General features: G+C 60.9%; 23 protein-coding genes and 1 tRNA gene. 20 read left to right on the forward strand and 4 right to left on the reverse strand.

Annotation, left to right across the window (positions count from 1 at the left end; translation table 11 throughout):
- Positions 1–20 precede the first annotated feature (20 nt).
- On the reverse strand, positions 21–527 hold the full coding sequence (locus tag HMPREF2849_RS04850) for a hypothetical protein (RefSeq protein WP_069359500.1): 507 nt from the start codon (positions 525–527) through the stop codon (positions 21–23).
- A gap of 127 nt (positions 528–654) precedes the next feature.
- On the opposite strand from HMPREF2849_RS04850, the gene HMPREF2849_RS11195 reads away from it, so the two are divergent.
- A complete protein-coding gene (locus HMPREF2849_RS11195; RefSeq protein ID WP_168168072.1) occupies positions 655–819 on the forward strand; it encodes a hypothetical protein in 165 nt (54 codons plus the stop codon).
- A gap of 121 nt (positions 820–940) precedes the next feature.
- The gene (locus tag HMPREF2849_RS04855; protein ID WP_070862663.1) at positions 941–2056 is read left to right on the forward strand and encodes an esterase/lipase family protein; all 1116 of its coding nucleotides are present in this window, start codon (positions 941–943) and stop codon (positions 2054–2056) included.
- A 73-nt stretch (positions 2057–2129) separates the two neighbouring features.
- Here the strand turns inward: HMPREF2849_RS04855 and HMPREF2849_RS04860 are convergent, their stop codons facing one another.
- Positions 2130–2888: an LURP-one-related/scramblase family protein gene (locus HMPREF2849_RS04860; RefSeq protein WP_070862664.1), complete on the reverse strand. Its 759-nt coding sequence runs from the start codon at positions 2886–2888 to the stop codon at positions 2130–2132.
- Between the two features lie 41 nt (positions 2889–2929).
- Positions 2930–3448 carry a type 1 glutamine amidotransferase domain-containing protein gene (locus HMPREF2849_RS04865; RefSeq protein ID WP_070862697.1) on the reverse strand — a complete coding sequence of 173 codons (519 nt, stop codon included), beginning with the start codon at positions 3446–3448 and terminating at the stop codon, positions 2930–2932.
- A 143-nt stretch (positions 3449–3591) separates the two neighbouring features.
- On the opposite strand from HMPREF2849_RS04865, the gene HMPREF2849_RS04870 reads away from it, so the two are divergent.
- The 13 genes from HMPREF2849_RS04870 (at position 3592) to HMPREF2849_RS04930 (ending at position 18232) form a co-directional block, all read left to right on the forward strand.
- Complete coding sequence (locus HMPREF2849_RS04870; RefSeq protein WP_070862665.1) at positions 3592–5223, forward strand: CTP synthase; 1632 nt, start codon at positions 3592–3594, stop codon at positions 5221–5223.
- A gap of 47 nt (positions 5224–5270) precedes the next feature.
- Positions 5271–5924, forward strand: coding sequence for an NUDIX domain-containing protein (locus HMPREF2849_RS04875; protein ID WP_070862666.1), 654 nt, complete (start codon positions 5271–5273; stop codon positions 5922–5924).
- Positions 5921–6859 carry a site-specific tyrosine recombinase XerD gene (locus tag HMPREF2849_RS04880; RefSeq protein ID WP_070862667.1) on the forward strand — a complete coding sequence of 313 codons (939 nt, stop codon included), beginning with the start codon at positions 5921–5923 and terminating at the stop codon, positions 6857–6859. Before HMPREF2849_RS04875 ends, HMPREF2849_RS04880 begins: the two co-directional genes overlap by 4 nt.
- Positions 6860–6923: 64 nt before the next feature.
- The gene (locus tag HMPREF2849_RS04885) at positions 6924–7799 is read left to right on the forward strand and encodes a ParA family protein (RefSeq protein WP_049189940.1); all 876 of its coding nucleotides are present in this window, start codon (positions 6924–6926) and stop codon (positions 7797–7799) included.
- Between the two features lie 3 nt (positions 7800–7802).
- Positions 7803–8645 (forward strand): segregation and condensation protein A, encoded by an 843-nt coding sequence (locus tag HMPREF2849_RS04890; protein ID WP_187402594.1) that lies wholly within the window; start codon positions 7803–7805, stop codon positions 8643–8645.
- Between the two features lie 118 nt (positions 8646–8763).
- Complete coding sequence (gene scpB, locus HMPREF2849_RS04895) at positions 8764–9378, forward strand: SMC-Scp complex subunit ScpB (protein ID WP_070862668.1); 615 nt, start codon at positions 8764–8766, stop codon at positions 9376–9378.
- 430 nt (positions 9379–9808) lie between these two features.
- Positions 9809–10942, forward strand: a complete 1134-nt coding sequence (locus HMPREF2849_RS04900) for a PDDEXK family nuclease (RefSeq protein WP_070862669.1) — start codon at positions 9809–9811, stop codon at positions 10940–10942.
- Between the two features lie 263 nt (positions 10943–11205).
- Positions 11206–12576, forward strand: coding sequence for an adenosylmethionine--8-amino-7-oxononanoate transaminase (locus tag HMPREF2849_RS04905; RefSeq protein WP_083327250.1), 1371 nt, complete (start codon positions 11206–11208; stop codon positions 12574–12576).
- A gap of 120 nt (positions 12577–12696) precedes the next feature.
- Positions 12697–13386: a dethiobiotin synthase gene (bioD, locus tag HMPREF2849_RS04910; RefSeq protein ID WP_070862670.1), complete on the forward strand. Its 690-nt coding sequence runs from the start codon at positions 12697–12699 to the stop codon at positions 13384–13386.
- A gap of 354 nt (positions 13387–13740) precedes the next feature.
- Complete coding sequence (locus HMPREF2849_RS04915; protein WP_049193586.1) at positions 13741–14592, forward strand: pseudouridine synthase; 852 nt, start codon at positions 13741–13743, stop codon at positions 14590–14592.
- 51 nt (positions 14593–14643) lie between these two features.
- A complete protein-coding gene (der, locus tag HMPREF2849_RS04920) occupies positions 14644–16956 on the forward strand; it encodes a bifunctional cytidylate kinase/GTPase Der (RefSeq protein WP_070549848.1) in 2313 nt (770 codons plus the stop codon).
- 123 nt (positions 16957–17079) lie between these two features.
- A complete protein-coding gene (locus tag HMPREF2849_RS04925; RefSeq protein ID WP_070862671.1) occupies positions 17080–18072 on the forward strand; it encodes a PASTA domain-containing protein in 993 nt (330 codons plus the stop codon).
- Positions 18073–18158: 86 nt separating this feature from the next.
- Positions 18159–18232: transfer RNA gene (locus HMPREF2849_RS04930), tRNA-Pro, on the forward strand.
- A 98-nt stretch (positions 18233–18330) separates the two neighbouring features.
- Here HMPREF2849_RS04930 and rraA read toward each other — a convergent pair.
- Positions 18331–18804, reverse strand: coding sequence for a ribonuclease E activity regulator RraA (gene rraA, locus HMPREF2849_RS04935; RefSeq protein WP_016422839.1), 474 nt, complete (start codon positions 18802–18804; stop codon positions 18331–18333).
- Between the two features lie 190 nt (positions 18805–18994).
- Between rraA and secA2 the strand changes: the two genes are divergently transcribed.
- From secA2 to HMPREF2849_RS04960, 5 genes are all read left to right on the forward strand, one after another.
- Positions 18995–21274 carry an accessory Sec system translocase SecA2 gene (gene secA2, locus HMPREF2849_RS04940; protein WP_070862672.1) on the forward strand — a complete coding sequence of 760 codons (2280 nt, stop codon included), beginning with the start codon at positions 18995–18997 and terminating at the stop codon, positions 21272–21274.
- Positions 21275–21512: 238 nt separating this feature from the next.
- On the forward strand, positions 21513–21938 hold the full coding sequence (gene odhI, locus HMPREF2849_RS04945; protein WP_016422837.1) for an oxoglutarate dehydrogenase inhibitor Odhl: 426 nt from the start codon (positions 21513–21515) through the stop codon (positions 21936–21938).
- 70 nt (positions 21939–22008) lie between these two features.
- Positions 22009–22767 (forward strand): transcriptional regulator FtsR, encoded by a 759-nt coding sequence (locus HMPREF2849_RS04950; RefSeq protein WP_016422836.1) that lies wholly within the window; start codon positions 22009–22011, stop codon positions 22765–22767.
- Between the two features lie 45 nt (positions 22768–22812).
- Positions 22813–23412, forward strand: a complete 600-nt coding sequence (locus HMPREF2849_RS04955) for a bifunctional nuclease family protein (RefSeq protein WP_048734014.1) — start codon at positions 22813–22815, stop codon at positions 23410–23412.
- 388 nt (positions 23413–23800) lie between these two features.
- On the forward strand, positions 23801–24304 hold the full coding sequence (locus HMPREF2849_RS04960) for a MerR family transcriptional regulator (protein ID WP_172620271.1): 504 nt from the start codon (positions 23801–23803) through the stop codon (positions 24302–24304).
- Positions 24305–24348 lie beyond the last annotated feature (44 nt).

Consider the following 24348-nt stretch of genomic DNA (forward strand, 5'->3'; position numbering starts at 1 on the left):
GCGAAGGCGACAGCGGCTTCTTAATTCAACATCGCGCGGCACTCTTCCTCGGAATGGCCAGAGTTCAGGCAATCAGCCCAGTCGATTTGGCCTTGAACCCACGGGGATGGCTCGTTGTTCTGAGGCTCCGGGGCAGTGTTCGTGGAAGGACCGTCATAGAAATTGTTGGCGCAATACTGTGTCCAACCGGAGGTGCCGTCGGTAAACCAGGTGGTGCCCTGCTCGTAAAGACCCTGCGAGGATTTCGCGCAATGCGAAATTGTTTTGTTTATAGCTGTCGGCTCACCAGTAGGAGCGCCGGTGTAACCAGTGGCCCCGGGGCTTTCCGTTGTCTGGGTCGGGGGTGTCGACGGGTTAGAGGTCTTGGTGGTGGATTGTGCAGTCGATTCTGTGCTGCTTTCTGGGCTGGTGACAGTTTTTGTAACGGTAGTCGGCTCCGATGCTTTTTCCGGTTCTCCGTTGGAGCACGCCGAAAGGCACAGCGCTGGAATAGTCAGTGCGAGGGCAAAAATGTGTCGTTTGTGCATGTGAAATACCTTACTGTATGGGCAGGTAAAAAGGTGTTTTCACTGAGTTCTGCTATCAGTGGCGTGGTTTCCTCGCTGGAGGTGTAGGACCCTGCATCGCTCGCTGCCCGAAGTAATGATGGAACAGGTGTTTAATCTCACCGGCGATTTAGGTATCGGCAGTGATCCTGTGGCATTGCAACGAAAGTGCGGCCTGTTTTGGCCTATGAGCGATATCACTTTAAAAGCCTGCGAGCTGGAGGCGGATAGTATTATAGTTATATTTAGTTTACATTTTATTAACCCTATTTAGGGGCTTCGATTGGGCGCCTTTCAGAGTACGATTGCGATTCATAGCCTGTTTTTGCTCTTGCCCATGTCGTAGTTCTTATTGGAAGCGTTTTACTATTCACTGCTCTATGCAAGGAGTAATCATGGGCACTCATCGAGGAATCTCGAAGCTGGCACGGTCGGCCACAGCACTGGTAGCCGCAGCTGGTGTCGCTATGGCAGCGGCTCCGATCGCGACTGCTGACCCAACTTCGGCAACCGGTAATGATCAGGTTCTGTCCTGGACCGAAATGGGCGAGTGGGGCCCAAAGGCAAATGATTTCCCCACTGTCATGGTCAACCAGGGGATGACGGAAAACATCAGTCCAGAGGGCACAAACGTGCAGTGTGTTCCTGCTCCTGGTGAGAATCCGGTGGTCATGATCCACGGGATGAACTCGAACTCGTACCAAACCTATGCGCGCATGGCACCAGAGCTAAAGGCAATGGGGAAGTGTCTGTACGCATTTAACGTCGGCAAGCTGGGCCCTGACGAGTTTTCGGTGTTGGGCTCTATTCCAACCATGCGCAACATGACCCCGCTCGACACCGCTTTGGCTGAGCTGACTGCAAAAATTGACGCTCTCAAGGCTGAAACTGGTGCTACCGCCGTCGATATTGTTGGTCACTCTGCTGGTGGCACATTGGCTGCCGCTTACGCCAAGCAGGAGCAGGGCCGGGGTATAGGCACGGTTGTGTCCCTGGCGGGCGTCCTGCACGGCACATCGCTGCTCGGTATCTCCTATGGTTTGGAGCAGCTCGACCAGTTCGACAATGCTGGCAATAAGGCTGCGGGTTTCATTGTCAGTCCGAGCTTGGTGGATCTACTGCAGCATAGCGAGTTCATGGCCAAGATGAATGAACGCGGTCTGGAGCAGCCGGGTGTCAACTATGTTGCAATCTCTACCCAGGTTGATGAGGCCGTCACTCCAATGGCAGCAAGCCAGTGGCAGGCACCAACGTCCAACAACATTCTGCTGCAGGATGGTTGCTCGGCTGACCTGTCGGGCCACATCGGGCTGACTTTCTCGCCACGGGCAATTGCGCTGGTAGCTAATGCGCTGGGGCGCAATGTTGAGGTTCCATGTGTACCGGTAACCGCCGTTGTGGAAGGCGGCATCAATGACAATGTCAATGTTCGCCCAGAACACGTCAATGCCGTTTCTGATGGCATCACGGAAATCGACGGACGTATTGCTGAGGCTGCGGGATCGCGGTAGCGATAGTCGCAACCGCGACGGTAACCGGCGGTAGAACCGGACAAGAGGTAGGGCGCGTTGTCGGCAGCAGTCACTAGCTGTCGGAACGCGCCTTTTTCGCCATCAAATCCAGTGCAATGGCCGCCCCAATAATGGCTGCGCGTAGCTGTGGCGGCAAATCATCCTTGAGCTGCAGAACATAGCGCTCATTGCCGGTTAGCATATTTGTAAAACCCGACCACTTGCGGAATATCTGTGCAACTTCGATGTCATTGATCTTGAAGGTTGCGTCGTAATGCCAAACGTCGCCGTTGACCTCGCAATGGGCAAAACCGGGGATAGAAATCTCCAGTCGCCGCTTAAAGAACGCAAATTTCTGCTGAATAGTTGCCAATAGGCGCGATGAGTCTGCTCCGACCTGCTGCTTGCCCTCAGGGCTTGTTGCCTGCGGGTCGGGGTAATAGACCTCGTAGCTGTCAAGGGCGAAATCGGTCGGATCGGTAATAACGAATACCGGAGTGCCGTCTGGTTCGGACACTGTCAGACGACGAGAGCCCATAAACATGCGGCTCAACGTGCCGCCAGTAGTTTCAATCTTGCCGATGCAATTGCCCTCGGTATCCAGGATGTCGAAATCATCCGCCATGAAGTTTCGGATCTGCTGGATAACGATGCTGTTGTGCGAGAGCAGTCCCCGGTAACGCCCTTGTTGTGGCGGAAGCTGTTTAGGTGCGGGAGGTTGCTCAGGAGTGGAGGGCTGCTGCGCGGAAGGCTGCTGCTCGGAAACATCTTCCTGATCATTTTGTGGAATCTGATCCCACAGTGACTTTGGGTTATCCCAATACGAAGTCATGGCAACAGCCTTCCTTTGATGAGTCTTGGGGCAGGCGGGGGTTAGAAGTTCTCTACGAGCGCCTTGTTGAAAGCCTTAAGATCAGCCGGGGTACGGGAGGAAATCAGGTTGCCGTCAACGACAACTTCCTCGTCGACCCAGTTAGCGCCAGCGTTCACCAGGTCGGTCTTGACGCTGATGTAGGAGGTAATCGTGCGGCCCTTCAAGGCTTCCGCGTCGGTGAGAATCCAACCGCCGTGGCAAATCACGCCGATTGGCTTGTTAGCTGCGGCGAATCCCTTCACCAGGGCCACAGCATCCTTATCGATGCGGATCTGGTCAGCATTCACGGTGCCGCCCGGCAGAATCAGAGCATCGTAATCATCAGCAGAAACGCTGCTGGTGAGCTTATCGACGTCCACCTTCGTGCCATTCTTGCCCTCGATGGAGCCTTCTTCGGTGGAGATAACGTGCACGGTCGCACCGGCATCCTTTACGGCCTCAGCCGGGCTAGTCAGCTCGGAGTCCTCGAATCCGTCAGTGGCCAATACTGCAATGGTCTTATTCGTTAAATCAGTCATAGCCCCGAGGGTAATGACGTAATCGCGTTTATGCATCCAGGCGACCATGATTTTTGAAAGTCTTACCTAGTTGCGTAATTAATCTCCGCCATTGTGAAAAGTCGCTTGCGCTCGCGCCCGCGCAAGCGATATTCTGAAGTCCCGTGGTTACGAAATACATCATCGTTACAGGAGGCGTTGCCTCCTCCCTCGGCAAAGGCTTAACTGCGGCTTCGCTCGGCCGCCTGCTTACCTCGCGTGGTCTCAAAGTGACTATGCAAAAGCTCGATCCCTACCTCAATGTGGATCCGGGCACCATGAACCCCTTCCAGCACGGCGAGGTCTTCGTCACCGAAGACGGCGCGGAAACCGATCTGGACCTGGGGCATTACGAGCGCTTCCTCGACCGCAACCTCTCCGCCGGCGGCAACGTCACCACCGGCAAGGTCTATTCCTCGGTCATCGCCAAGGAGCGCCGCGGCGAATTCCTCGGCCAGACCGTCCAGGTCATCCCGCACATCACCGACGAGATCAAATCCCGCATCGTCGCTATGGGCAACGCGGACGCGAACGGCGACAAGCCCGACGTGGTCATCACCGAAATCGGCGGCACCGTCGGCGATATCGAATCGCAGCCCTTCCTGGAAGCCGCGCGGCAAGTGCGTCACGACGTCGGCCGCGAAAACGTCTTCTACCTACACGTGTCACTGGTTCCGTACCTCGGCCCCTCCAAGGAATTGAAGACCAAGCCCACGCAGCACTCGGTGGCCGAACTCCGCTCGATTGGCCTGGTTCCCGATGCCGTCGTTTTGCGATGCGACCGCGACGTTCCCGATTCCCTCAAAAACAAGATTGCGCTGATGTGCGACATCGACCGCGAGGGCGTGGTGTCCTGCCCGGATGCGCCGAGCATCTACGACATCCCGAAGGTCCTCTACGACGAGCACCTGGACACCTTCATCATTCGCCGCCTGAACTTGCCGTTCCGCGACATGGATTGGGCCGTGTGGGGCGACCTGCTTGAGCGCGTCCACAACCCGAAGGGTGAGGTCACGGTGGCGCTCGTCGGCAAGTATATTGACCTGCCGGATGCCTATCTGTCCGTCGCGGAAGCCGTGCGCGCAGCCGGTTTTGCTCACCGCGTGAAGGCGAACATCCGCTGGGTTGCCTCCGACGACTGCGAAACCCCCGAGGGGCTGAAAGAAAACATGGCCGGCGTTGACGCGATCGTCATCCCCGGCGGCTTCGGCGGGCGCGGAATCGAAGGCAAGATCGCTACCATCCGATATGCCAAGGAAACCGGCACGCCACTTTTGGGAATCTGCCTGGGTATGCAGTGTGTTGTCATCGAGGCGGCGCGTACTGCGGGTGTTGAGGGCGCGTCCTCGACCGAGTTCGATGAGAATGCGGCCGAGCCGGTCATCGCCACGATGGAGGAACAGCTGCAGGCCGTCTCCGGTGAGGCTGACCTGGGTGGATCCATGCGCCTGGGTTCCTACCCGGCAAAGCTCGCCGAAGATTCCGTCGTCGCTCGCCTCTACGGCACCACCGATGTCGCCGAGCGCCACCGCCACCGCTACGAGGTCAACAACGCCTACCGCAACCAGCTGTCAGAAGCCGGACTGGTCATCTCGGGCACCTCGCCGGACGGCAAGCTCGTCGAATTCGTCGAGTACCCCACGGACGTGCACCCATACCTCGTGGCCACGCAGGCACACCCGGAGCTGAAGTCACGCCCCACCAACGCCCATCCGCTTTTCGACGGACTCATCAACGCAGCCCTCAAGCGCGCTTAGCTTAGTGCCACAAGGGCGAATCCGCCCTACCTATTAGAGTGAAACTCATGGCGCACGAATTTGACGTTGTTGATTCCGAGATTGTTCTCGAGGCACCTATCATCGCGGTCCGCCGCGACCAGGTGCGAATGCCAGGCGGGAATGTGTCCGCCCGCGAAATCGTGGAGCATTTCGGTGCTGTCGCTATCGTTGCCACAGATGAGGATAACCGCCTTTACCTGCTGAATCAGTGGCGGCAGGCGGCGGGGCAGCGCTTGGTGGAGTTGCCGGCCGGGCTTCTCGATGTCGCGGACGAGGACCCGCTGGAGGCCGCCAAACGCGAGCTGGTCGAGGAAGCCGGACTGGAGGCCGGGTCCTGGTCCCTGCTTACCGATATGTTCAGCTCGCCCGGCTTCGCAGAGGAAGCGGTCCGGATCTATCTGGCCCAGGGTCTCCGTGCCGTCGATAAGCCGGAAGCCCACGATGAGGAAGCGGACATGACTGCGTCGTGGATTCCGGCCGAGGATGCGGTGGCGATGGCGCTGCGCGGAGAGATCCTCAACGGCATCGCGCTGTCCGGCATTCTGCTGGCGGCGGAGGTGCTGCTGAGGGGTGCCACGCCACGCTCGGTCGCGGAGCCGTTCGATATTCGACCGACGACTCTGGCTCAGCGTCGAACAGAGCAGCTCGGCGCCGGCGCGGACCTGAAACGTATCCGATGAGTTCGATCGATCCGCTTGTCGACGCCTTCGTCACCTACCTCGCGGTGGAAAAGGGCTTGTCGGCGAATACGCTCGCCAGTTATAAGCGCGACTTGGAGAAGTACCGCACCTATCTGCGGGAGATTGGGCGTACGCGATTGGCGCAGGTCACCGAGCAGGATGTGTCAGAGTTCCTGGCGTATCTGGCGCGGGGAGATAAGTCGGCGGGAAGGCCAGCGCTGGCCCCGACCTCGGTGACGCGGTCGCTGTCGGCCGTGCGGAGCTTCCACAAGTTCGCGGTGTGTGAGGGCGCGTTGGATGTGGATGTCGCCAAGCGGGTGGCGCCGCCGAAGCAGCCCTCGCGGTATCCGAAGGCGCTCAGCATTGATGAGGTCACTCGGCTTATCGAGTCCATCCCCGACGATGAGACCGCCGACGTGACGGATTTGCGAAACCGCGCGCTGGTGGAGTTTTTGTACTCGACCGGTGCGCGCGTTTCCGAGGTCACCGGCCTGGATATCGATGACGTGGATCGCGAAACCAACCTCGTGTTGCTGCGCGGTAAGGGCGGCAAGGAGCGCATCGTGCCCGTGGGATCGCCGGCCATGGCGGCGCTGGATGCGTGGCTGACACGCGGGCGGCCGAGCTGGGTGCGGGCGAACTCCGGGCCGGCGCTGTTTATTAACTCGCTGGGGCGCAGGCTGTCTCGGCAGTCGGCGGGAAATACGCTGGCGGAGCTAGGCGAGCGCGCCGGGCTGAGCGTGAAAATCTCCCCGCACACCCTGCGCCACAGTTTCGGCACACACCTCATTGAGGGCGGTGCCGATGTGCGCGTGGTCCAAGAGCTGCTGGGGCACGCCTCGGTGACGACGACCCAGATCTACACCATGATTACCGCGGAGAATATGCGACGAGTCTGGGCGGGGGCTCACCCACGGGCTGAATACTCGCGGTAATATGTGGCGGTAATATATCGCGCAGTAGAATTGATGAGAAATCTTCAAGGAAGAGGGATTGACTGTGGCTGAAGAAGGGTTGTTTGAGGCCGATCGAGTTGAACTCGGTCTCACCGGTCGTCCGGCACGTGAGCTGCCGGAACCCGCACCCCTGAACAGTCACGGCCCCGCAGTCATCCTGGCAATGTGTAACCAGAAGGGCGGCGTGGGGAAGACCACCTCGACCATCAACCTGGGCGCGGCACTGGCAGAGTTCGGTCGTAAAGTCCTGCTCGTTGACTTAGACCCACAAGGCGCACTATCCGCCGGTCTTGGTGTCCCGCATGAGGAGCTCGACCTGACCGTCTACAACCTCATCGTCGATGACACCACCGACGTTCGCGATGCCATCCACCACACCAAGGTCTCCGGCCTGGACCTCGTTCCGGCCAATATCGACCTGTCGGCGGCGGAAATCCAGCTTGTCAACGAAGTCGGCCGCGAGCAGGCCCTCGGACGCGCGCTGCGCCCAGTGATGAATGACTACGACTTCATCATCATTGACTGCCAGCCGTCGCTAGGCCTGCTGACCGTCAATGCGCTGACCATCTCCGAGGGCGTCATTATCCCAATGGTGGCGGAGTACTTCTCCCTGCGCGGTCTGGCACTGCTCACCGACACGGTGGCCAAGGTCCGCGACCGCCTGAACTTCAACCTGGAAGTCTCCGGCATCCTGGTCACCATGTTCGACCGCCGCACGCGCCACGCCAAGGAAGTCATGGAACGCCTCATCGAGGTCTTCGGTGACAAGGTCTTCGACACGGTCATCACTCGTACCGTCCGCTTCCCGGAAACCTCCGTCGCCGGCGAGCCCATCACCACCTGGGCACCGAACACCCCAGCTGCGGCGCAGTACCGCAACCTGGCCCGCGAGGTCATCGAACGCAAAGGCCGCAAATAATAGGTGACTTCCCCGGATAGTTACACTCCCGAACCGTCGTCAAGCGAGGGCGTGCAGGAAGAGATCACCGGCTTCCGCGTCGCGCTCGCGAACTTCAACGGGCCCTTCGACCTGCTGCTCCAGCTGATCAGCAGCAAAAAGATGGACGTCACCGAAGTCGCGCTGGCGGCGGTCACCGACGAGTTCATCGCGTACACGCGCAGCCTCGACGCAGTCAGCGACCTCGACGAAATCACCGAATTCCTCGTCGTGGCAGCGACGCTGCTCGACCTCAAAACCGCACGGCTTCTGCCGCGTGGCGACGTCGACAGCGAAGAAGACCTCGAACTGCTAGAAGCGCGCGACCTGCTGTTCGCCCGACTGCTGCAATACCAGGCGTATGGCAAGGTAGCCGACCAGTTCGAGGAGTGGCAGAAGACCGCGCCGCGGCGCTATCCGCGAGCTGTGGGGCCGGACAAGCAGTTCGAGGAGCTGCTGCCGCCCGTGCGCCTGGGCATGACGCTCGGGGAGTTCGCCGAGTTTGCGGCCGTCGTGATGCGGCCGAAGCCGCCGGAGGAAGTCGGCGTCGGGCACATCCACGGTGTGCCCGTGTCCGTGCCGGAGCAGGCGGGCAAAATTCTGGACTCGCTGCGGCTGGCCGGCGAGGGGACCTGGTTGACGTTTACGCAGCTGACCTCGGAGTGCCGCGTGTCCATGGAGGTTGTCGGGCGGTTCCTGGCGCTGCTGGAGCTCTACCGAGCCAAGGCGATCGGTGTGGAGCAGGAGGAGGCGCTGGAGGAAATCCACGTGGCCTGGACCGGACTGGACGTGGACCCGGCCGTCGTGGCGGCGGCGAACTGGGAGTAGGTGGCTGGGCTGCGTTGGGGCTGGCTGTTGGGGCTGGGCTTGGTCGGGCTGGTGCTAACAGCTGATTAGCGCCCGGCCAATTAGCGCCCGGCGCGGGAGGTTGCGTAATCTGACGCGCATGAGCGAAACCAGTTCCGCACCATCCGAGCAGGCCGTGGAGCCCGCGTCTGCTTCTTCGGCGCAGTTGCCGCCCATTGACCCGTTGCGAGCAGGCGTTGAGTCGATTCTGCTGGTAGTCGATACGCCGGTGGCGGCGGAGGATATGGCGCGGGCGCTGGATGTTTCCGCAAGTGATGTCCGTGACGTGCTTCGCGAGATCGAGTACGAATACCGTGCACGTCGCAGCGGCATTGAGCTGCGTGAAACGGATGAGGGCTGGCGCTTCTACACAGCTCCCGCGCATGCCAGCGCGATCGAGCGATTCTTGCTGGATGGCTCGCAGTCGAAGCTCTCACGTGCAGCTATGGAGACGCTGGCAGTAGTGGCTTACCGACAGCCGGCCACGCGTGCGCAGGTCTCCGGTGTGCGTGGTGTCAATGTTGATGGCGTGATGCGCACGCTGGTCGCGCGCGGTCTGATTGCGGAGTCCGGAGAGGACCCGGCAACCGGTGCGCATTTGTACGTTACGACGACGCTGTTCCTGGAGCTTTTGGGGATTGATTCGCTGGACCAGCTGCCTGATTTGGCTCCGCTGCTGCCTGAGGTCGACTTGATCGACGAGCCGTTGGACTAGGTGGGGTTCTGGGGCGGTTGGACAGGGGGGGGGCTAGCTGGGCCGCGGGCTGCGGGGCTCGCTCCATCGGCTAACCCACTTCACGACACGCGTGTCACCTCATGCCACCTCCACAGCTGCCACGAGGTGACATGGGTGTCGTGAAGTCGCATTTCGGGCTGGGTTTGCTGCTCGCCTCAGCTCACTGCGAGCCTTTGTACCCACCACACCCACCACACACCCACCACACGCCCTGTGGATAACTCCCGAAAACTGCAAACTATCCACAGTCGACGCCAAATTGACGCCTTCTGAGCCTCCGTGTGAGCCCAAAAATGAGAACGTAGCACTCACCAACACTCGCAAACACTCACAAACACACAAACCCACAAACACTCACACCCCGCCACCCACCCACCAGCAGTTGCCTGGACCTCAGGAGCGCAATCCGATGCCGCAGTGGAACTACGACGCCGACGACATCATCCGTACCGGCCAGCAGCGCGAATGCGCCCGCCCCAGCACATTCGCAATTTCCCGAATCGGCCAGCACTCCGACCGAGATCTCCTCCGGCGGGCCAAAAGCGGCAGCCTCCTGTGGCTCGCACACGGCGCGTACGTGCCTGTCGACAGGTGGCTCACCCTAAACAGCACCGAACGCTACGTCCTGGAAATCAAAGCGCTCGTCCATCGCGACACCGCCACCGTAGTCACCCGCGATGCCGCCGCTGCTCTCCACGGTTTACCTCTGCTCACACACAACACTCCCATCGCGATAGCCAACTCCGGCCGCACGCGCGGGCAATCGCGAAGCACGCCGAATGGCCCGTACCAGCCGCACAAACGCCTCATCCGCGTCTCCGGCCGGATTCTCCCCGAGGACATCGTAGAAATCGATGGCCGCCTCGTCACCGATGTCCCAAAGTCCGTCATCGACGTCTGCCGTTCCCGCACCCCGCACAATGCACTAGTGCTTGCCGACGCCGCCCTCCAGCGCCACACCGACACCGAGGAACTGTTGGCCACGTTGGATGCATATCCGCGTGCTCCGGGAAATGCACAGGCCAGGAGGTTGTTGCGGCAGGCGACAGCGTCGTCGGAAAGCATCGGCGAGTCGCTCACTAAAGAAGCAATCGTCCAGGCGGGGCTAGCTTCTGTCAACGATTCTCGGGCTCCGTTGCTTCAGCAGGTTTCCTTTCGGGATGATCGTGGGTTCATCGCACGCGTGGACTTCTACCTGCCCGAACTTGGGCTGATCGTCGAGTTCGATGGCCGTATGAAATACACCGACGGCGGGGTCGCGGACACGCAGGTGGCAATCGCAAAGGAGCTGGAGCGCGAGAAGCGCCTGAAGAATCTCGGACTGAATGTTATCCGAATCGTCTGGTCACAGCTTTTCGACGGCACCGCCGTAGCCACCTTGCGGCAAGCGGCCGCAGAAATCCGACGTCACCTGGCAAATGGTGGCAGTTGCTATCGCGGAAACTACGCCTTCGCGCGGCAGCCCATCACAATCACAGGTAAGGCGGCCGAGTTGGCCATGCGTCGCCGACGAGTGTGGAGCCAGGCGGGGCGGCTGTACTAGCTGGCTGGCTCATCGGGCTTAGCCCCGCTGCCGCAGCCGCTGCCGGTGCCCGCTGCCCGCTGCCGCTGCCGCCCCCCCCAAACTCCATCCCAAAACTCCACTTCACGACACGGGTGTCACCTCATGCCACCTCCACAGCTGCCACGAGGTGACATGGGTGTCGTGAAGTCGCTGAGAGTCTATGTAGCCATCGCCGGAGGTGCTACCACCAACCCCGAACGGTGTTCAAGTCTGGCGTTGTACAGGTATTATGCTTGAGTATCATGACAGCCTCGGAAACCACCCAACCACTCGTACCGTCACCTGCACCAGCATCCGCGAAGTCGCCTACACCGCAGCCAACGCAAGCATCCGCCGCCGACCTCGCAGCCTTCGATGCCGACCACATCTGGCACCCGTACGGCCCCATCCCGTCACCGGTCGCGCCCAAGCTGGTCGAGTCCGCCGAAGGCGTCAACCTCCACCTCGCCGACGGCCGCACCCTCATCGATGGCATGAGCAGCTGGTGGGCCGCCTGCCACGGGCACTCGCACCCGAAGCTGGTCGCAGCTGCGAAGAAGCAGGCCACCACGATGTCGCACGTCATGTTCGGCGGACTCACACACCGCCCGGCCATTGAGCTGGCGGAAAAGCTCCTAAAGCTCGCGGGCCCCGGCTTCGATGCCATCTTCTACTCGGACTCTGGCTCGGTTTCCGTCGAGGTTGCTATCAAAATGGCACTGCAGTACCAGCAGGCCAAGGGGCATCCCGAGCGCACCCGCCTTGCCACCTGGCGCGGCGGCTATCACGGCGACACTCGCGCGCCCATGACCGTCTGCGACCCTGAGGGCGGCATGCATTCGCTGTGGACGGGCCAGTGGACTCCGCAGGTCTTCGCCGACAAACCACCCGCCCGCGGCGCAACCGAAGAGGAACGCGCACGCTATCTCGCGCACTTCGATTCGCTTATCGACGACTCCGTCGCCGGCCTCATCGTGGAACCAGTAGTCCAAGGAGCTGGTGGCATGCGGTTCCATGATCATGAGCTGCTTGTGGGGCTCCGGAAGCTGTGTGACAAGCACGGCATTCTCCTCATCGCGGATGAGATTGCCACCGCCTTCGGCCGTGCTGGGGACCTGTTCACGACGCAGGCGGCCGGGATTGTGCCGGATATTATGTGTGTCGGCAAAGCGCTGACCGGCGGCTTTATGAGCTTCGCAGCCACTCTCACCACCGCCGATGTGGCTCGTACTATTTCCAGTGGTGCAGGCGGAGGCATCATGCACGGCCCGACCTTTATGGGCAACCCCTTGGCCTGTGCGGTGGCCTGCGCGCAGCTCGACCTGATTGCAGAAGGGCAGTGGCGTGAGGATGTCCCGCGCATCGAGTCCCGACTCCGCGAACAGCTGCAGCCCCTAGCCAGCAGCGATGCCGTGGCTGATGTGCGTGTCCTTGGCGCAATCGGTGTCGTGGAGATGCAGCGTCCAGTGGACATGGGCTTGACCACCGCGGCGGCTGTCGATGCCGGGGTGTGGCTGCGTCCATTCGGCAAGCTGGTCTACACCATGCCGCCGTATATCAGCACCAATGACGAGGTCGACCGTATCTGCGAGGCCATCGCCGCCATAGTCGCCGCAGAGGAAAAACGTAGGTAGCGCAGCGAAGCAGCACAACAAGTAGCGCAATCAGCACGACGACCAACCGCGCAGCGAAGCAACACAACAGCGTCACAGCCCCCCCCCACACCACCACAGCCAAAAGGAGCACTAACCACCATGAGCATCGTCCTTGTCACCGGCACCGGTACCGATATTGGAAAGACCATCGGCACGGCAGCCCTGGCGGCGGCACTACGCGAAGAGGGCAGGCAGGTGCACGTCGTCAAGCCGATTCAGACCGGTTTCCCGGGCCCAAATGGCGGCGATTTGGACACTGTCGCGGAGCTGACGGGGATCGACAACCTGCATGGCTTCGTGCGTTACCCCGAGCCGATGGCGCCGGTGGCGGCGGCGCAGCGCGCGGGAATGCGCCTGCCGAACGCCACGGAGATCGCTGAAAAGATCAAGCTTATCGACGGGCCGAACCGCGTTGTCCTCGTGGAGGGCGCGGGCGGCTTGCTGGTGCGGCTCGGCGAGGACTGGGCGCTGCCGGAGCTGGCGGCGTTGTTGCCGGGTAGTCAGATGGTGGTCGTGACGCGGTTGGACCTGGGTTGCCTGAACGAGGCGGAGCTCACCGTCGAGGTGGCGCGGGGCCGTGGGGTCAATGTCACGGCGCTGGTGGGCGGTTCGCTGCCGTCGGAGGTCGACCCGATCATTGAGACGAACCTGGAGGAACTGCCGCGCATCACCGGGGTGCCGCTGCTGGGGTCGGTGCAGGCCGGAGCGGGCGCGCTGGACCGGCAGGAGTTTGTGGCGAAAGCTACGCAGTGGCTGCCGGGCGTGCGAGAGTGGGCCGCAGCGCTGTAAAAGGCGCTGTAAAAGACGTTGTAGGTGGAGGCCGCGCGGGACGTCGTTAAGCTGGCGTTTTGCGAAAAACGTGCTAAGGTGGCTAGACGACAAGGCGCGAGGCTTTCTCTGTAATTCTCTTTATTAACCTGCTTCCACCGGCCAATTTTGGGCCCACGGGGGAGAGAACAGCGTCGCCTGGCGCTGACGTTCTAACAAACAGAACATTCTCCAACGCTTGAAAAGGATGTAGGTCAAGTGGCTAAACCCGCTCGCCGAGAAGGCACACCGGCACACAAGAACCGTAAGAATCAATCCAACCGCGGCTCCACTAACGCCCAGCGCAACCGCAGCCGTCGCGACAGCGGCGCGAAGATGGAGACCTCCAACGTCCACGCGAAGGACATCTACGTATCCAACGCTCGCCCGGCGCGCCACCAGCATGTGGACGACAACCGCCGCGGCTCGGGCAAGCGCGTGCACAGCGAAGCAGGCGAGGGCGTGCGCCTGCAGAAGGTATTGGCACAGGCAGGCGTGGCGTCGCGTCGTATGGCGGAAAAGCTTATCGACGAAGGCCGCGTCGAGGTCGACGGCAAGATTGTGACGCGGCAGGGCGTGCGGGTGGACCCGAACACGTCTGTGATTCGCGTTGATGGTTCCCGCGTCATCGTCAATGAGGACATGCAGTACTTCGTCCTGAACAAGCCGCGTGGCGTGCAGTCCACCATGCACGATGACATGGGCCGCCCGTGCGTGGGCGACATCATCGGTGAGAAGATCAGCGCTGGTCAGCGACTCTTCCACGTTGGCCGCCTGGATGCGCCCACCGAGGGCCTGCTGCTGCTCACCAACGATGGTGAGCTGGCCAACCGTCTGATGCACCCGAGCTACGAGGTCACCAAGACCTACATGGCCACCGTTGTCGGCGAGGTCGATGCCAAGGTCATGCGCGAGCTGGAAAAGGGCATTGAGCTCGATGACGGCATCGCCAAGGCCGATATGGCGCAGATCATCGACGTTTGGCAGGGACGCTCTATCGTCCGCATCGAGCTGCACGAGGGTCGCAAGCACATCGTCCGCCGGATGCTCAAGACTGCGGGCTTCCCGGTCGAGCGCCTGGTGCGCACTAAGATTCACACTGTCCAGCTGGGCGAGCAGACCCCGGGCGCTCTCCGCGCACTCAACCGCGCTGAGCTGACCTCCCTCTACAACGCGGTGGGGCTGTAAATGGCACTAGTGAAGAAGAACGAAGAAAACCAAGGAGCTGAAGGAGCCCACATGAGCGAGCAGAACACTGACGACATGCTGTTGGTTGCCATCGACGGCCCTTCCGGCACTGGCAAGTCGACTGTCTCCCGGATGGTCGCAACCGAGCTGGGTGCAAAGTACCTGGACACCGGCGCTATGTACCGCGTGGCAACCCTGTGGGTGCTGCGACAGGGCATCGACCCGACTGATGAGGAAGCCGTGGCTAAGGCGACGGCCGCCCTGCCGCTGGAAGTCTCCGATGACCCGAACTCCACCGCCGTCCTCCTCGACGGCGAGGATGTTTCCGGCGAGATTCGCGGCCCGGAGGTCACCCGCAATGTGTCGGCGGTCTCCGCGATTCCGGCCGTGCGCACCAACCTGGTCGCACTCCAGCGTTCGCTGGCCGCATCGGCTGTGCGCTGTGTGGTGGAAGGCCGCGACATCGGCACGGTCGTGCTCCCGGACGTTCCGGCGAAGATTTTCATGACCGCGTCCGCAGAGGTCCGCGCTCGCCGCCGCTACGACCAGGACATCGCTGCTGGTCGTGAGGCCGACTTCGACACCGTGCTTGCCGACGTCATCCGCCGCGACGAACTCGACAGCAACCGTGCGACCTCTCCGCTGAAGCCAGCCGAGGACGCGTTCATTCTGGACACCTCTGAGATGGACATTGAAGAGGTCGTGGAAAACGTCCTCGATGTCGTTGAGGCCGGCTACCCGGGGTCCACCATGGACTGGGACGATGTCGACAACGAGGAGTTCGAGGAATCTTACGAGGGCTCTTACGACGACTCCGAGGACGACACCGCCGGACACCTGGTCGCAAACGTGGAGAGCGAAAACGCGCCGGGCACCGCAGGCAGCCACACCAGTGCAGACGAGTTCATCGACCGCACGATTGCCGACCACGAGACGATCATCTCCGAAGCCATCGAGCGCGCCGAAACCGGCCAGATCGATGACGATGCCGACTGGGAAGAACTGGAAAACGCCTTCGCAGCGCTTGGCGTGAGCGACGAGGAGGAAGAAGCTCTTCCGACCGTGGCCATTGTGGGACGACCGAATGTTGGTAAGTCCACCATGGTTAACAGGTTCATTGGCCGTCGTGAAGCAGTTGTCGAAGACTTCCCGGGCGTGACCCGCGACCGCATCTCCTACCTGGGTGAATGGGGCGGACGTCGCTTCTGGGTGCAGGACACCGGCGGCTGGGACCCGGACGCCAAGGGTATGCATGCGGCGATTGCTCGTCAGGCGGAGACCGCCATGGAGACCGCCGATGTGATTGTTATGGTCGTCGACACCACCGTCGGCATCACCGCCACGGAAGAGGTCATGGCCCGCCGCCTGCAGCGCGCGGAGCAGCCGGTTATTCTCGCTGCCAACAAGTTTGAGTCGGATTCGCAGCTTGGCGACGTCGCGGAGTTCTGGGCCCTCGGGCTCGGCGAGCCGCACCCAACCTCGGCCCTCCACGGTCGTGGCAATGCCGACGTGATGGACGAAGTGGTGTCCTCCTTCCCGGAGGTGCCGCGTGCGAAGTCGCTGCCGACCGGGCCGCGTCGCGTGGCGCTGGTGGGCAAGCCGAATGTGGGCAAGTCTTCGCTGCTGAACAAGCTCTCCGGTGAAGATCGCGCAGTGGTCAGCGACGTGGCCGGTACCACGGTTGACCCGGTGGACTCGCTGGTGCAGATGGACGAGGCGCTGTGGCGTTTTGTGGATACCGCTGGTATCCGCAAGAAGACCAAGACCGCCAAGGGCCACGAGTTCTACGCCTCGCTGCGTACCCGTTCGACGATTGACAACGCCGAGGTCGTGATTTTCCTGGTCGATGCCTCCGAGCAGATTACCGAGCAGGACCAGCGCGTGCTGCGCATGATTCTCGACTCCGGTCGGGCACTTGTGGTCGCCTACAACAAGTGGGACCTCATGGATGAGGACCGTCGCGATTTGCTCGAGCGCGAAATTGAAGAGCAGCTCGCACACGTGCCGTGGGCTCGTCGGGTGAACATCTCCGCCAAGACTGGTCGCGCTGTGCAGAAGCTGGAGCCGGCCATGCTGGAGGCCGTGGAGTCGTGGGATAAGCGTATCTCCACTGGTCGCCTGAACACATGGTTGCGTGCGATTATGCAGCAGAACCCGCCACCGCTGCGTGGTGGCCGCCAGCCGCGCGTGTTGTTTGCCACCCAGGCATCCTCGCGCCCGCCGGTGATTGTGCTGTTTACAACTGGCTTCCTGGAGCACGGCTACCGTCGCTTCCTGGAGCGCAAGCTGCGTGAAGAATTTGGTTTCGAGGGCTCACCGGTGCGCATCGCGGTGCGTGTCCGCGAGAAGAAAAAGCGCCGCTAGGAAGCTCCGCCAGTTGCGCGTGGCGAGCTGAGAAAAGCCCAAAATGTGATTTAGGCAATTGCATTTTGGGCTTTTCGTTGGCATTTTAGAGTTTCAGTAAATTAGCGATAAGGAGAACTGACAATGGTCAGGCGCGGCAACAACCGTGACGGCTTTCAGCACGATGGCCGAGACAACAGCTACGGACGCGATTCCTCAAGCTCATACGGCGATGACTCCGCAACTCGCTACATTCCGCGGGACGAGGGATACCGCGGATACAACCCGGATGCCGACTTCGCGGGCGAGCAGCCGACCGAATACTTCGGCGGCGACTCCTCTGAGACGCAGTTCTTACAGCGCGGCGATGAAACACGTTTTGAGAACTCGCGAGGTGCCGGACCGCAAGGCGGTGGCGCAGGCGCTGGCGCGCAGGGGAGCGGACAGTACTGGGCTCCGCTTTCTGAAGAAGAACGCGGCTATGGTCAGGCGGGCCAGCAGGCAGGCGCAACCCAGCAGTACGCCGCAGGTGACGCAGGCGGTTACGGTGACATGAACAACGGCAACAACCGCGGTAATAACCGTGGCAACAGTGGCAATGATGACTCCAAGAAGGGGTGGGGTAAGCCTGTCGCCATTGTGGCCATCGCCGCCATGGTGGCCGTAGTCGCGCTGGTAGCCCTGGTTTTGTCCTTCACTTCCGGAACCGAGGACAATAAGGACAATACGGCGGCGCCGACGCAGGAGACGTCGTCAAGCCCGACGCCGACGACAACCTCGCCGGAAGAAACCACGACAAGCCCAACCGATCGCTTGGACCCATCGGGCACGATTAACGACACCCGTGAGCGCCTTGAGCAGGAGCTCGACCAACTTCGCGAGTCGCCGCCAGCTATCCCTGGCCCCGGTGAGCGCAGCAGCGGTTGGGGCACCATCCCGCAGGGCGTGGTGGGCAAGAGCCCGGCATCGGTCGAGGTGGAATTGCGTACCAACGGCTACCAGAATGTGACTGTCGTCGACGCCGAGGGCAATCCGACCAACTCTGTGGCCGCGATCATGGGTAAGGTTGCCTCGATCGATCCGCCGGAGGGACAGATGGCGGAGACATCCACGCCTGTGACCATCTACCTGCAGTAATGCGGTGGCCAGGGAAGGTGCCAGGGGCGATTTTCGCCTTCAAACTCCAATGATGTAACCTATAGCTCGTTGCACTTTCGTGCACGCGGGCTGTAGCGCAGTTTGGTAGCGCACCTCACTGGGGGTGAGGGGGTCGTCGGTTCAAATCCGGTCAGCCCGACAAAAATAGCCGCCGTCTTCTGGAAGATTCCGGGAGGCGGCGGCTTTTGTTTACGGCTATTGCTTGCGGTTTTGTCTGCCGTCTAGCGCACAAGCGCACTAGCGCACGACAATACCGTCGGAGTCAGCGTAGAGCGTCTCGCCCGGAACGAAGTCAATGCCGCCGAAGGAGACAACGACGTCGCGCTCGCCCTCGCCGGTCTTGGTGGACTTGCGCGGGTTGGTGCCAAGCGCCTTGCAGCCGAAGTCCATCTCGCCAATCAGCTTGGAGTCGCGAATCGCGCCGTTGACGACCACACCAGCCCAGCCATTGTCCTTGCCGAGCCCCGCAATAACGTCACCGACCAGCGCCGTGTGCACAGAAGCGTCACCGTCGATGACGAGGACACCGCCTTCAGACGGTTCGGAGAGGACCTTCTTCAGCAGCGCGTTGTCCTGGAAGCACTTGACCGTGGAAATCTTGCCGCAGAACTCCACGCGACCGCCGAGGTTACGCATCTGAGTATCGCAGGAACGCACGTCCGGGCCGATCTCGTCAACCAGGTCAGCGGTGGGGATGAATTCGATTGCCATAGGGGATTCAAGTCCTTCCGAAAATTGCTCGCATCAAGTGTTAAACCCATTGTTTCAAACTCAAGATGTGACTAAAGACATATGGTGCAAATTCGCTGGCAGCGATTGACACTCCGAAGGCCGGCCCAGATTGATTACTCTGGTGAGTCAGAACGCGCCGACAACCACACGCGCGCAGGAAGGGTAGAAGATGGCTGGGTTTAATTGGTTTTGGAAGGCTCTTAGCGGCAAGCAAGGGCGCAACCAAAAACGCAGCGTAGGGCTGGTGGCACGCGCCGCTGAGCTCGAGCCGCAGGTACAGGCGCTTTCCGACGCCGACCTCGCCGACTTCACCCGCCAACACGCCACCGACGCACCGGAGCTTTTAGCCGCGCTCCGCGAAGTCTCCCAGCGCACCCTGTCCATGCGTCCCTTCGATGTGCAGCTGCAAGGCGCACTGGCGCTCATGGAGGGAGACGTCGTCCAGATGGCCACCGGTGAGGGCAAGACCCTCTCCGGCGCCCTGGCTGCAGCAGGGTTCGCGCTGCGTGGCCACCGCGTGCATTCCGTGACCGTCAACGACTACCTCGCAGGCCGCGACGCGCAGTGGATGCAACCGCTGTTCGGGTTCCTAGGGCTCTCGGTGGCGGCTATTTCGCCGCAGGAGGGACCGGGGGAGCGTCGTAAAGCATATGCGGCAGACATCGTCTACGCCGCCGTCAACGAACTCGGCTTCGACGTTCTGCGCGACCGCTGCGCGCCGGCCATCGAAGACCGCGTGCAGTCGCCCGCTGACGTCGCCATCATCGACGAAGCCGACTCCGTGTTGGTCGATGAAGCGCTAGTCCCGCTCGTGCTTGCCGGCAATGAGCCGGGCACCGCACCGACCGGACAGATCACCGACGTGGTGCGTCGCCTGCAGCTCGGCGACGACTACACCGTCGACGAAGGCCGCCGCAACGTCTTCCTCACCGATACCGGCGCCGCACGCGTCGAACGCCTGCTTGGCATCGGCTCGCTGTACGACGCCGAACATGTCGGCACCACCCTGGTTCAGGTCAACGTTGCACTGCACGCTCACGAGTTGCTGCAGCGCGATGTCGACTACATCGTGCGCGATGGCAAGGTACAGCTCATCGACGCCTCGAAGGGACGCGTGGCGGAACTGCAGCGGTGGCCGGACGGTCTGCAAGCGGCGGTAGAGGCCAAGGAGGGCCTGCAGGTCTCTGAGGGCGGCCGAATCCTCGACTCCATGACCATCCAGCAACTCGTCGGCCGCTACGACATCACCTGCGGTATGACCGGCACCGCCACCTCCGCGGGAGACCAGTTCCGCGAGTTTTACGGACTCCACGTCTCCGTCATCGAACCCAACGTCCCATGCATTCGTGACGACGAGCCCGACCGCATCTACGCCACCACCGACGACGCGTTCGCCGCGCTTGTCGACGAGGTCGTGGAACTCAACGGCACTGGTCGACCAATACTCGTAGGCACCCGTGACGTGGCGGAATCGGAACGACTAGCCGATGCGCTGGTCCTGCGCGGCATCGAATCCTCGGTGCTGAACGCGAAAAATGACGAGCTGGAGGCCCAGGTCATCGCCAATGCTGGCGATATTGGCCGTGTCACGGTGTCCACTCAGATGGCCGGGCGAGGAACCGACATCCGTCTCGGCGGGGCAGATGAATCCAACCGCGATGCGGTCGTTGAGCGCGGTGGACTATGCGTCATTGGCCTGGGGAAGCACCGCACTGACCGACTGGACAATCAGCTGCGTGGCCGCGCCGGGCGCCAGGGCGATCCGGGCTCGTCGGTGTTCTTTGTCTCCCTGGATGATCCGGTGATTTCCGAGGGTGCTGCTGGCGAGACGCTGAGCGTGCTTCCCGAGGAAGATGGCCGCGTCCGGGATAAGAGGGCCTATCAGTTCATCGACCGCGCGCAGCGAGTGACAGAGGCGACCATGCTATCGATTCATGCGACGACATGGAAGTACAACAAGCTCATCGGTGACCAGCGCGAGATTCTGGATGAGCGCAGGGAGAAACTGCTGACTACTAATGCTGCCTGGGAAGAACTGTCCAAGTTGGCATCGGCGCGGGCCAAGGAAGTCGAATCCGTAGTCGGGCGCGATGTCGCCGAGGATGCTGCCCGGGAAATCATGCTGAGCCACCTGGATCGCGGATGGTCAGACCACCTGGCGGATCTGGATGACCTGCGGGAGTCGATTCACCTGCGCGCGCTGGCTAAGGAAAGCCCCATTGATGAGTTCCACCGCGCCGCCATCGGCGCCTTTAAGAACCTGGTGAACAATGCCGTTACCGAGTCGGTGCAGACCTTCCAGGAGGTCGAAATCGACGGCGAAGGCGCACATCTGGAGGACACGGGTCTTGCTCGCCCGAGCTCGACGTGGACTTACATGGTCAACGACAACCCATTGAGCAATGGTGGCGGCTCGGTCGTCGGCTCGATTGCCGCGATGTTTAGGTAAGCCGTAACCACAAGTTTGGTAACAATTTGAAAATATTTCTCAGGTGACCGGCCTAGGTACACCCACAGAGAAAGCTCTCAGATGTCGGTATTTACGCATATCAATCATGTTGTACCTACCCTGTCGGTGAGCTGCGTCACAACAAGGTTGGGATTAGATAACAACACGAGAGCGGTTGGGGCGCTATTATCTAAAAAGTAACGAGTAAATCGCCCAAGGTTATCCCGGAGGGAAAGATATGACTAGCAATAGCGGCCAGCCAGAGGCATCGGTCGAGACCACCTCGGTCTTCCGTGCAGATTTGCTGAAGGAAATGGAGTCCGGCTCTAACACGGACTCCACGGTCTCCGGTGTTGAAGGACTTCCGGCGGGCTCGGCACTCTTGGTTGTCAAGCGGGGGCCAAACGCAGGTTCGCGTTTCCTGCTCGATCAGGCAGTCACCACCGCTGGTCGTCACCCGGACAGCGACATCTTCCTCGATGATGTGACTGTTTCCCGTCGTCACGCAGAGTTCCGCAAGAACGGTGACTCCTACGAGGTCGTCGACGTGGGATCGCTGAACGGTACCTACGTTAACCGCGAGCCGAAGAACTCCGCGGTTCTGGCTAATGGTGACGAGGTTCAGGTCGGTAAGTTCCGCCTCGTCTTCCTGATCGGTAACTAATTCGACATCGGTTAATGTCGACGCCTGTCGGCATTAACCCCTTATTTTTGTAAAGGCTCGGAAAAGACCAGTGGCAGCAGTACGCAAATCAGCAGTTTCGCAGCCGACTTCGTCGGAAAGCACTGCGAAGCAAGCACGCTCGGTGGGCAAGAAGAAGACCATCGGTGCTGTGCTGAAGGAAGTCAAGGTTGAGTTCCCTGATGTAACGCTGTCCAAAATTCGTTTTCTCGAGTCGGAGGGGCTGCTGTGCCCGTCGCGTAGCTCCTCGGGTTATCGTCGCTACAGCCAGGCGGACATTGACCGCCTGCGCTACATTCTCACCGTTCAGCGCGATAACTACTTGCCGCTGAAGGTTATTAAAGAGCAGCTCGACGAAATTGATGCGGGCAACGCTGGCGGCGACGGGCTGGCATCGGTCACTCCACTGGTGACGGCGGATCAGTTCCGCGAAGCCGCAGTGGTCTCGCTGACGCAGGCGGAGCTGGCAGAGCGCACCGGCGCTAGCGAGAAGTTCATCACTGAACTGGTTCGAGTCGGCCTGATTACTCCGGACACGCTGAACATGTTCGATGGCGATGACCTGCTCATCACTGAGACGGCGGTCAAACTGGCTGAGTTTGGCCTGGATGCCCGCCACCTCAAAACTGTGCGTACCGCTGCGGCCCGTGAGGCAGATTTGGTGTCGCTCGCTGCTAGTCCGCTGAGTAAGTCGCGTGCGGCTAGCGGCAAGCAGAAGGCTGTGGAGATGGGCCGTGAGATGACTGCGCTGATGGTCACGCTGCACGGCACTTTGGTCAAGCGCCAGGTCAACAAGGACCTGGGGAAGTAGTCGGTAGTCCCGCGTAAATAGCGGCTCGCTACAATTATCGCTGTTATGGACGAAAAACTCGTAGAAGTCAAGTTTCTAGACTGGATGGCGCATCCTCCTGAGGACGATCCAGTGCTACTCCTGCATGCCGAGGAGACCAATCGGATTATCCCGATTTGGATTGATTTGGCGACGGCGACGGAGTACTCCGCCCGTGAGACCGGCGCTACGCAGCGTCGCCCGGGCATGCATGAGGTCTTCGTCGATACGCTGGACATGGTGGGGCAGAGCGCCCTGCGCGGCCAGATTACGGGCGTGCATGAGGGCGTTTTCATCGCCAGCCTGGTGCTCGAAGGTGGCGCAGAGATTGATATGCGCCCGTCCGACCTCATCCTTATCGCTAGCGAGCTTGAGGTTCCGCTGTATGTCGCGCGTGATGTGCTCGACGCCACGTCGGTAGCGGCGCGTCTCGTCGCAACCAATGGCGGTTCGCTTGCCGACGAGTCGGAGACCGACTCCGTCGAGGCATCGGTGTCGGAGTTTGCGGAATTCCTCGACAGCATTGATGCTGACTACTTCGCCGAGCCGCATGGTGATGCGGAGGACAAGAAGTCTGATGGTGAAGCCGACGGTGGCGCCGATTCAGCTTCCGATGGCGACCGTTAAACGTGTGACTGGAGTGAATAACTGGCTACTTTTGGGGTAGTTGTGACGCTTATTTCCTCCGGCGTGTCGCTGAATGACCCCATAAAAGGGGTAACTTTTCGGAAGTTATAGTTTCATCCCGTCCTGCGGTTTTGCTCCAGGGTTGTGCTTGAGCTGGGGAAACTGCGGCTCCAAACTCTAAACCTTAACTTTAGGTTTAGAGATTCGGCGTGTCGTGCTGTGATGTATTGACAGCCGATTAACCTTGGCGAAAGATAAATAACGGCAGTGAAACTACCTCGGGAGAATTTATATGGTCGACGACAACAGCGGTTCGCTCTTTGGCGATAATGAGCTCCGTGCGTCGGACTCGCAAGAGCCGCGCGCGGTCCAGGAATCCCTGTTCGACATGGGACCGGACGAGCAGGTTGGCTACCGCGTTCCTATCGCATGTCAGGTAGCGGGCATTTCTTACCGCCAGCTGGACTACTGGGCACGCACCAAGCTGGTGGAGCCTTCTATTCGTACCGCCAAGGGGTCAGGTACCCAGCGTCTGTACTCCTTCCGTGACATCCTCGTTTTGAAGATTGTCCGCGGTCTGCTGGACACCGGTATTTCCCTGCAGAACATCCGTCTGGCTGTCGATCGCCTGCGTGACCTCGGCGTCGATGACCTGGCTACCATCACGCTGGTTTCCGACGGTCGCACCGTCTACCAGTGCCGCTCCAATGAAGAGGTCATCGACCTGCTCAACGGTGGCCAGGGAGTGTTCGGCATTGCTGTCCCGGGCATTATGAAGGAACTGACTGGCACCATCGCCTCCTTCCCGTCCGAGCGTATCGACGGTACTCAGGAGAACCCAGGTACTGGTATCGATGAGCTGGCTGAGCGTCGTCGCCGTCGCATCTCCTAACAGGCAATTGTATGGCTGAATAGCGGCGTCGCTGTTATGGCCTC

Source organism: Corynebacterium sp. HMSC073B01 (genome assembly GCF_001838255.1).
Classification (GTDB): domain Bacteria; phylum Actinomycetota; class Actinomycetes; order Mycobacteriales; family Mycobacteriaceae; genus Corynebacterium; species Corynebacterium jeikeium_D.

Coding starts and splice junctions, on each gene's coding strand:
- HMPREF2849_RS04850 (WP_069359500.1), bottom strand. CDS start 527: ATGCACAAACGACACATTTTTGCCCTCGCACTGACTATTCCAGCGCTG.
- HMPREF2849_RS04855 (WP_070862663.1), top strand. CDS start 941: ATGGGCACTCATCGAGGAATCTCGAAGCTGGCACGGTCGGCCACAGCA.
- HMPREF2849_RS04860 (WP_070862664.1), bottom strand. CDS start 2,888: ATGACTTCGTATTGGGATAACCCAAAGTCACTGTGGGATCAGATTCCA.
- HMPREF2849_RS04865 (WP_070862697.1), bottom strand. CDS start 3,448: ATGACTGATTTAACGAATAAGACCATTGCAGTATTGGCCACTGACGGA.
- HMPREF2849_RS04875 (WP_070862666.1), top strand. CDS start 5,271: ATGGCGCACGAATTTGACGTTGTTGATTCCGAGATTGTTCTCGAGGCA.
- HMPREF2849_RS04880 (WP_070862667.1), top strand. CDS start 5,921: ATGAGTTCGATCGATCCGCTTGTCGACGCCTTCGTCACCTACCTCGCG.
- scpB (WP_070862668.1), top strand. CDS start 8,764: ATGAGCGAAACCAGTTCCGCACCATCCGAGCAGGCCGTGGAGCCCGCG.
- HMPREF2849_RS04900 (WP_070862669.1), top strand. CDS start 9,809: ATGCCGCAGTGGAACTACGACGCCGACGACATCATCCGTACCGGCCAG.
- HMPREF2849_RS04905 (WP_083327250.1), top strand. CDS start 11,206: ATGACAGCCTCGGAAACCACCCAACCACTCGTACCGTCACCTGCACCA.
- bioD (WP_070862670.1), top strand. CDS start 12,697: ATGAGCATCGTCCTTGTCACCGGCACCGGTACCGATATTGGAAAGACC.
- HMPREF2849_RS04915 (WP_049193586.1), top strand. CDS start 13,741: ATGGAGACCTCCAACGTCCACGCGAAGGACATCTACGTATCCAACGCT.
- der (WP_070549848.1), top strand. CDS start 14,644: ATGAGCGAGCAGAACACTGACGACATGCTGTTGGTTGCCATCGACGGC.
- HMPREF2849_RS04925 (WP_070862671.1), top strand. CDS start 17,080: ATGGTCAGGCGCGGCAACAACCGTGACGGCTTTCAGCACGATGGCCGA.
- rraA (WP_016422839.1), bottom strand. CDS start 18,804: ATGGCAATCGAATTCATCCCCACCGCTGACCTGGTTGACGAGATCGGC.
- secA2 (WP_070862672.1), top strand. CDS start 18,995: ATGGCTGGGTTTAATTGGTTTTGGAAGGCTCTTAGCGGCAAGCAAGGG.
- odhI (WP_016422837.1), top strand. CDS start 21,513: ATGACTAGCAATAGCGGCCAGCCAGAGGCATCGGTCGAGACCACCTCG.
- HMPREF2849_RS04955 (WP_048734014.1), top strand. CDS start 22,813: ATGGACGAAAAACTCGTAGAAGTCAAGTTTCTAGACTGGATGGCGCAT.
- HMPREF2849_RS04960 (WP_172620271.1), top strand. CDS start 23,801: ATGGGACCGGACGAGCAGGTTGGCTACCGCGTTCCTATCGCATGTCAG.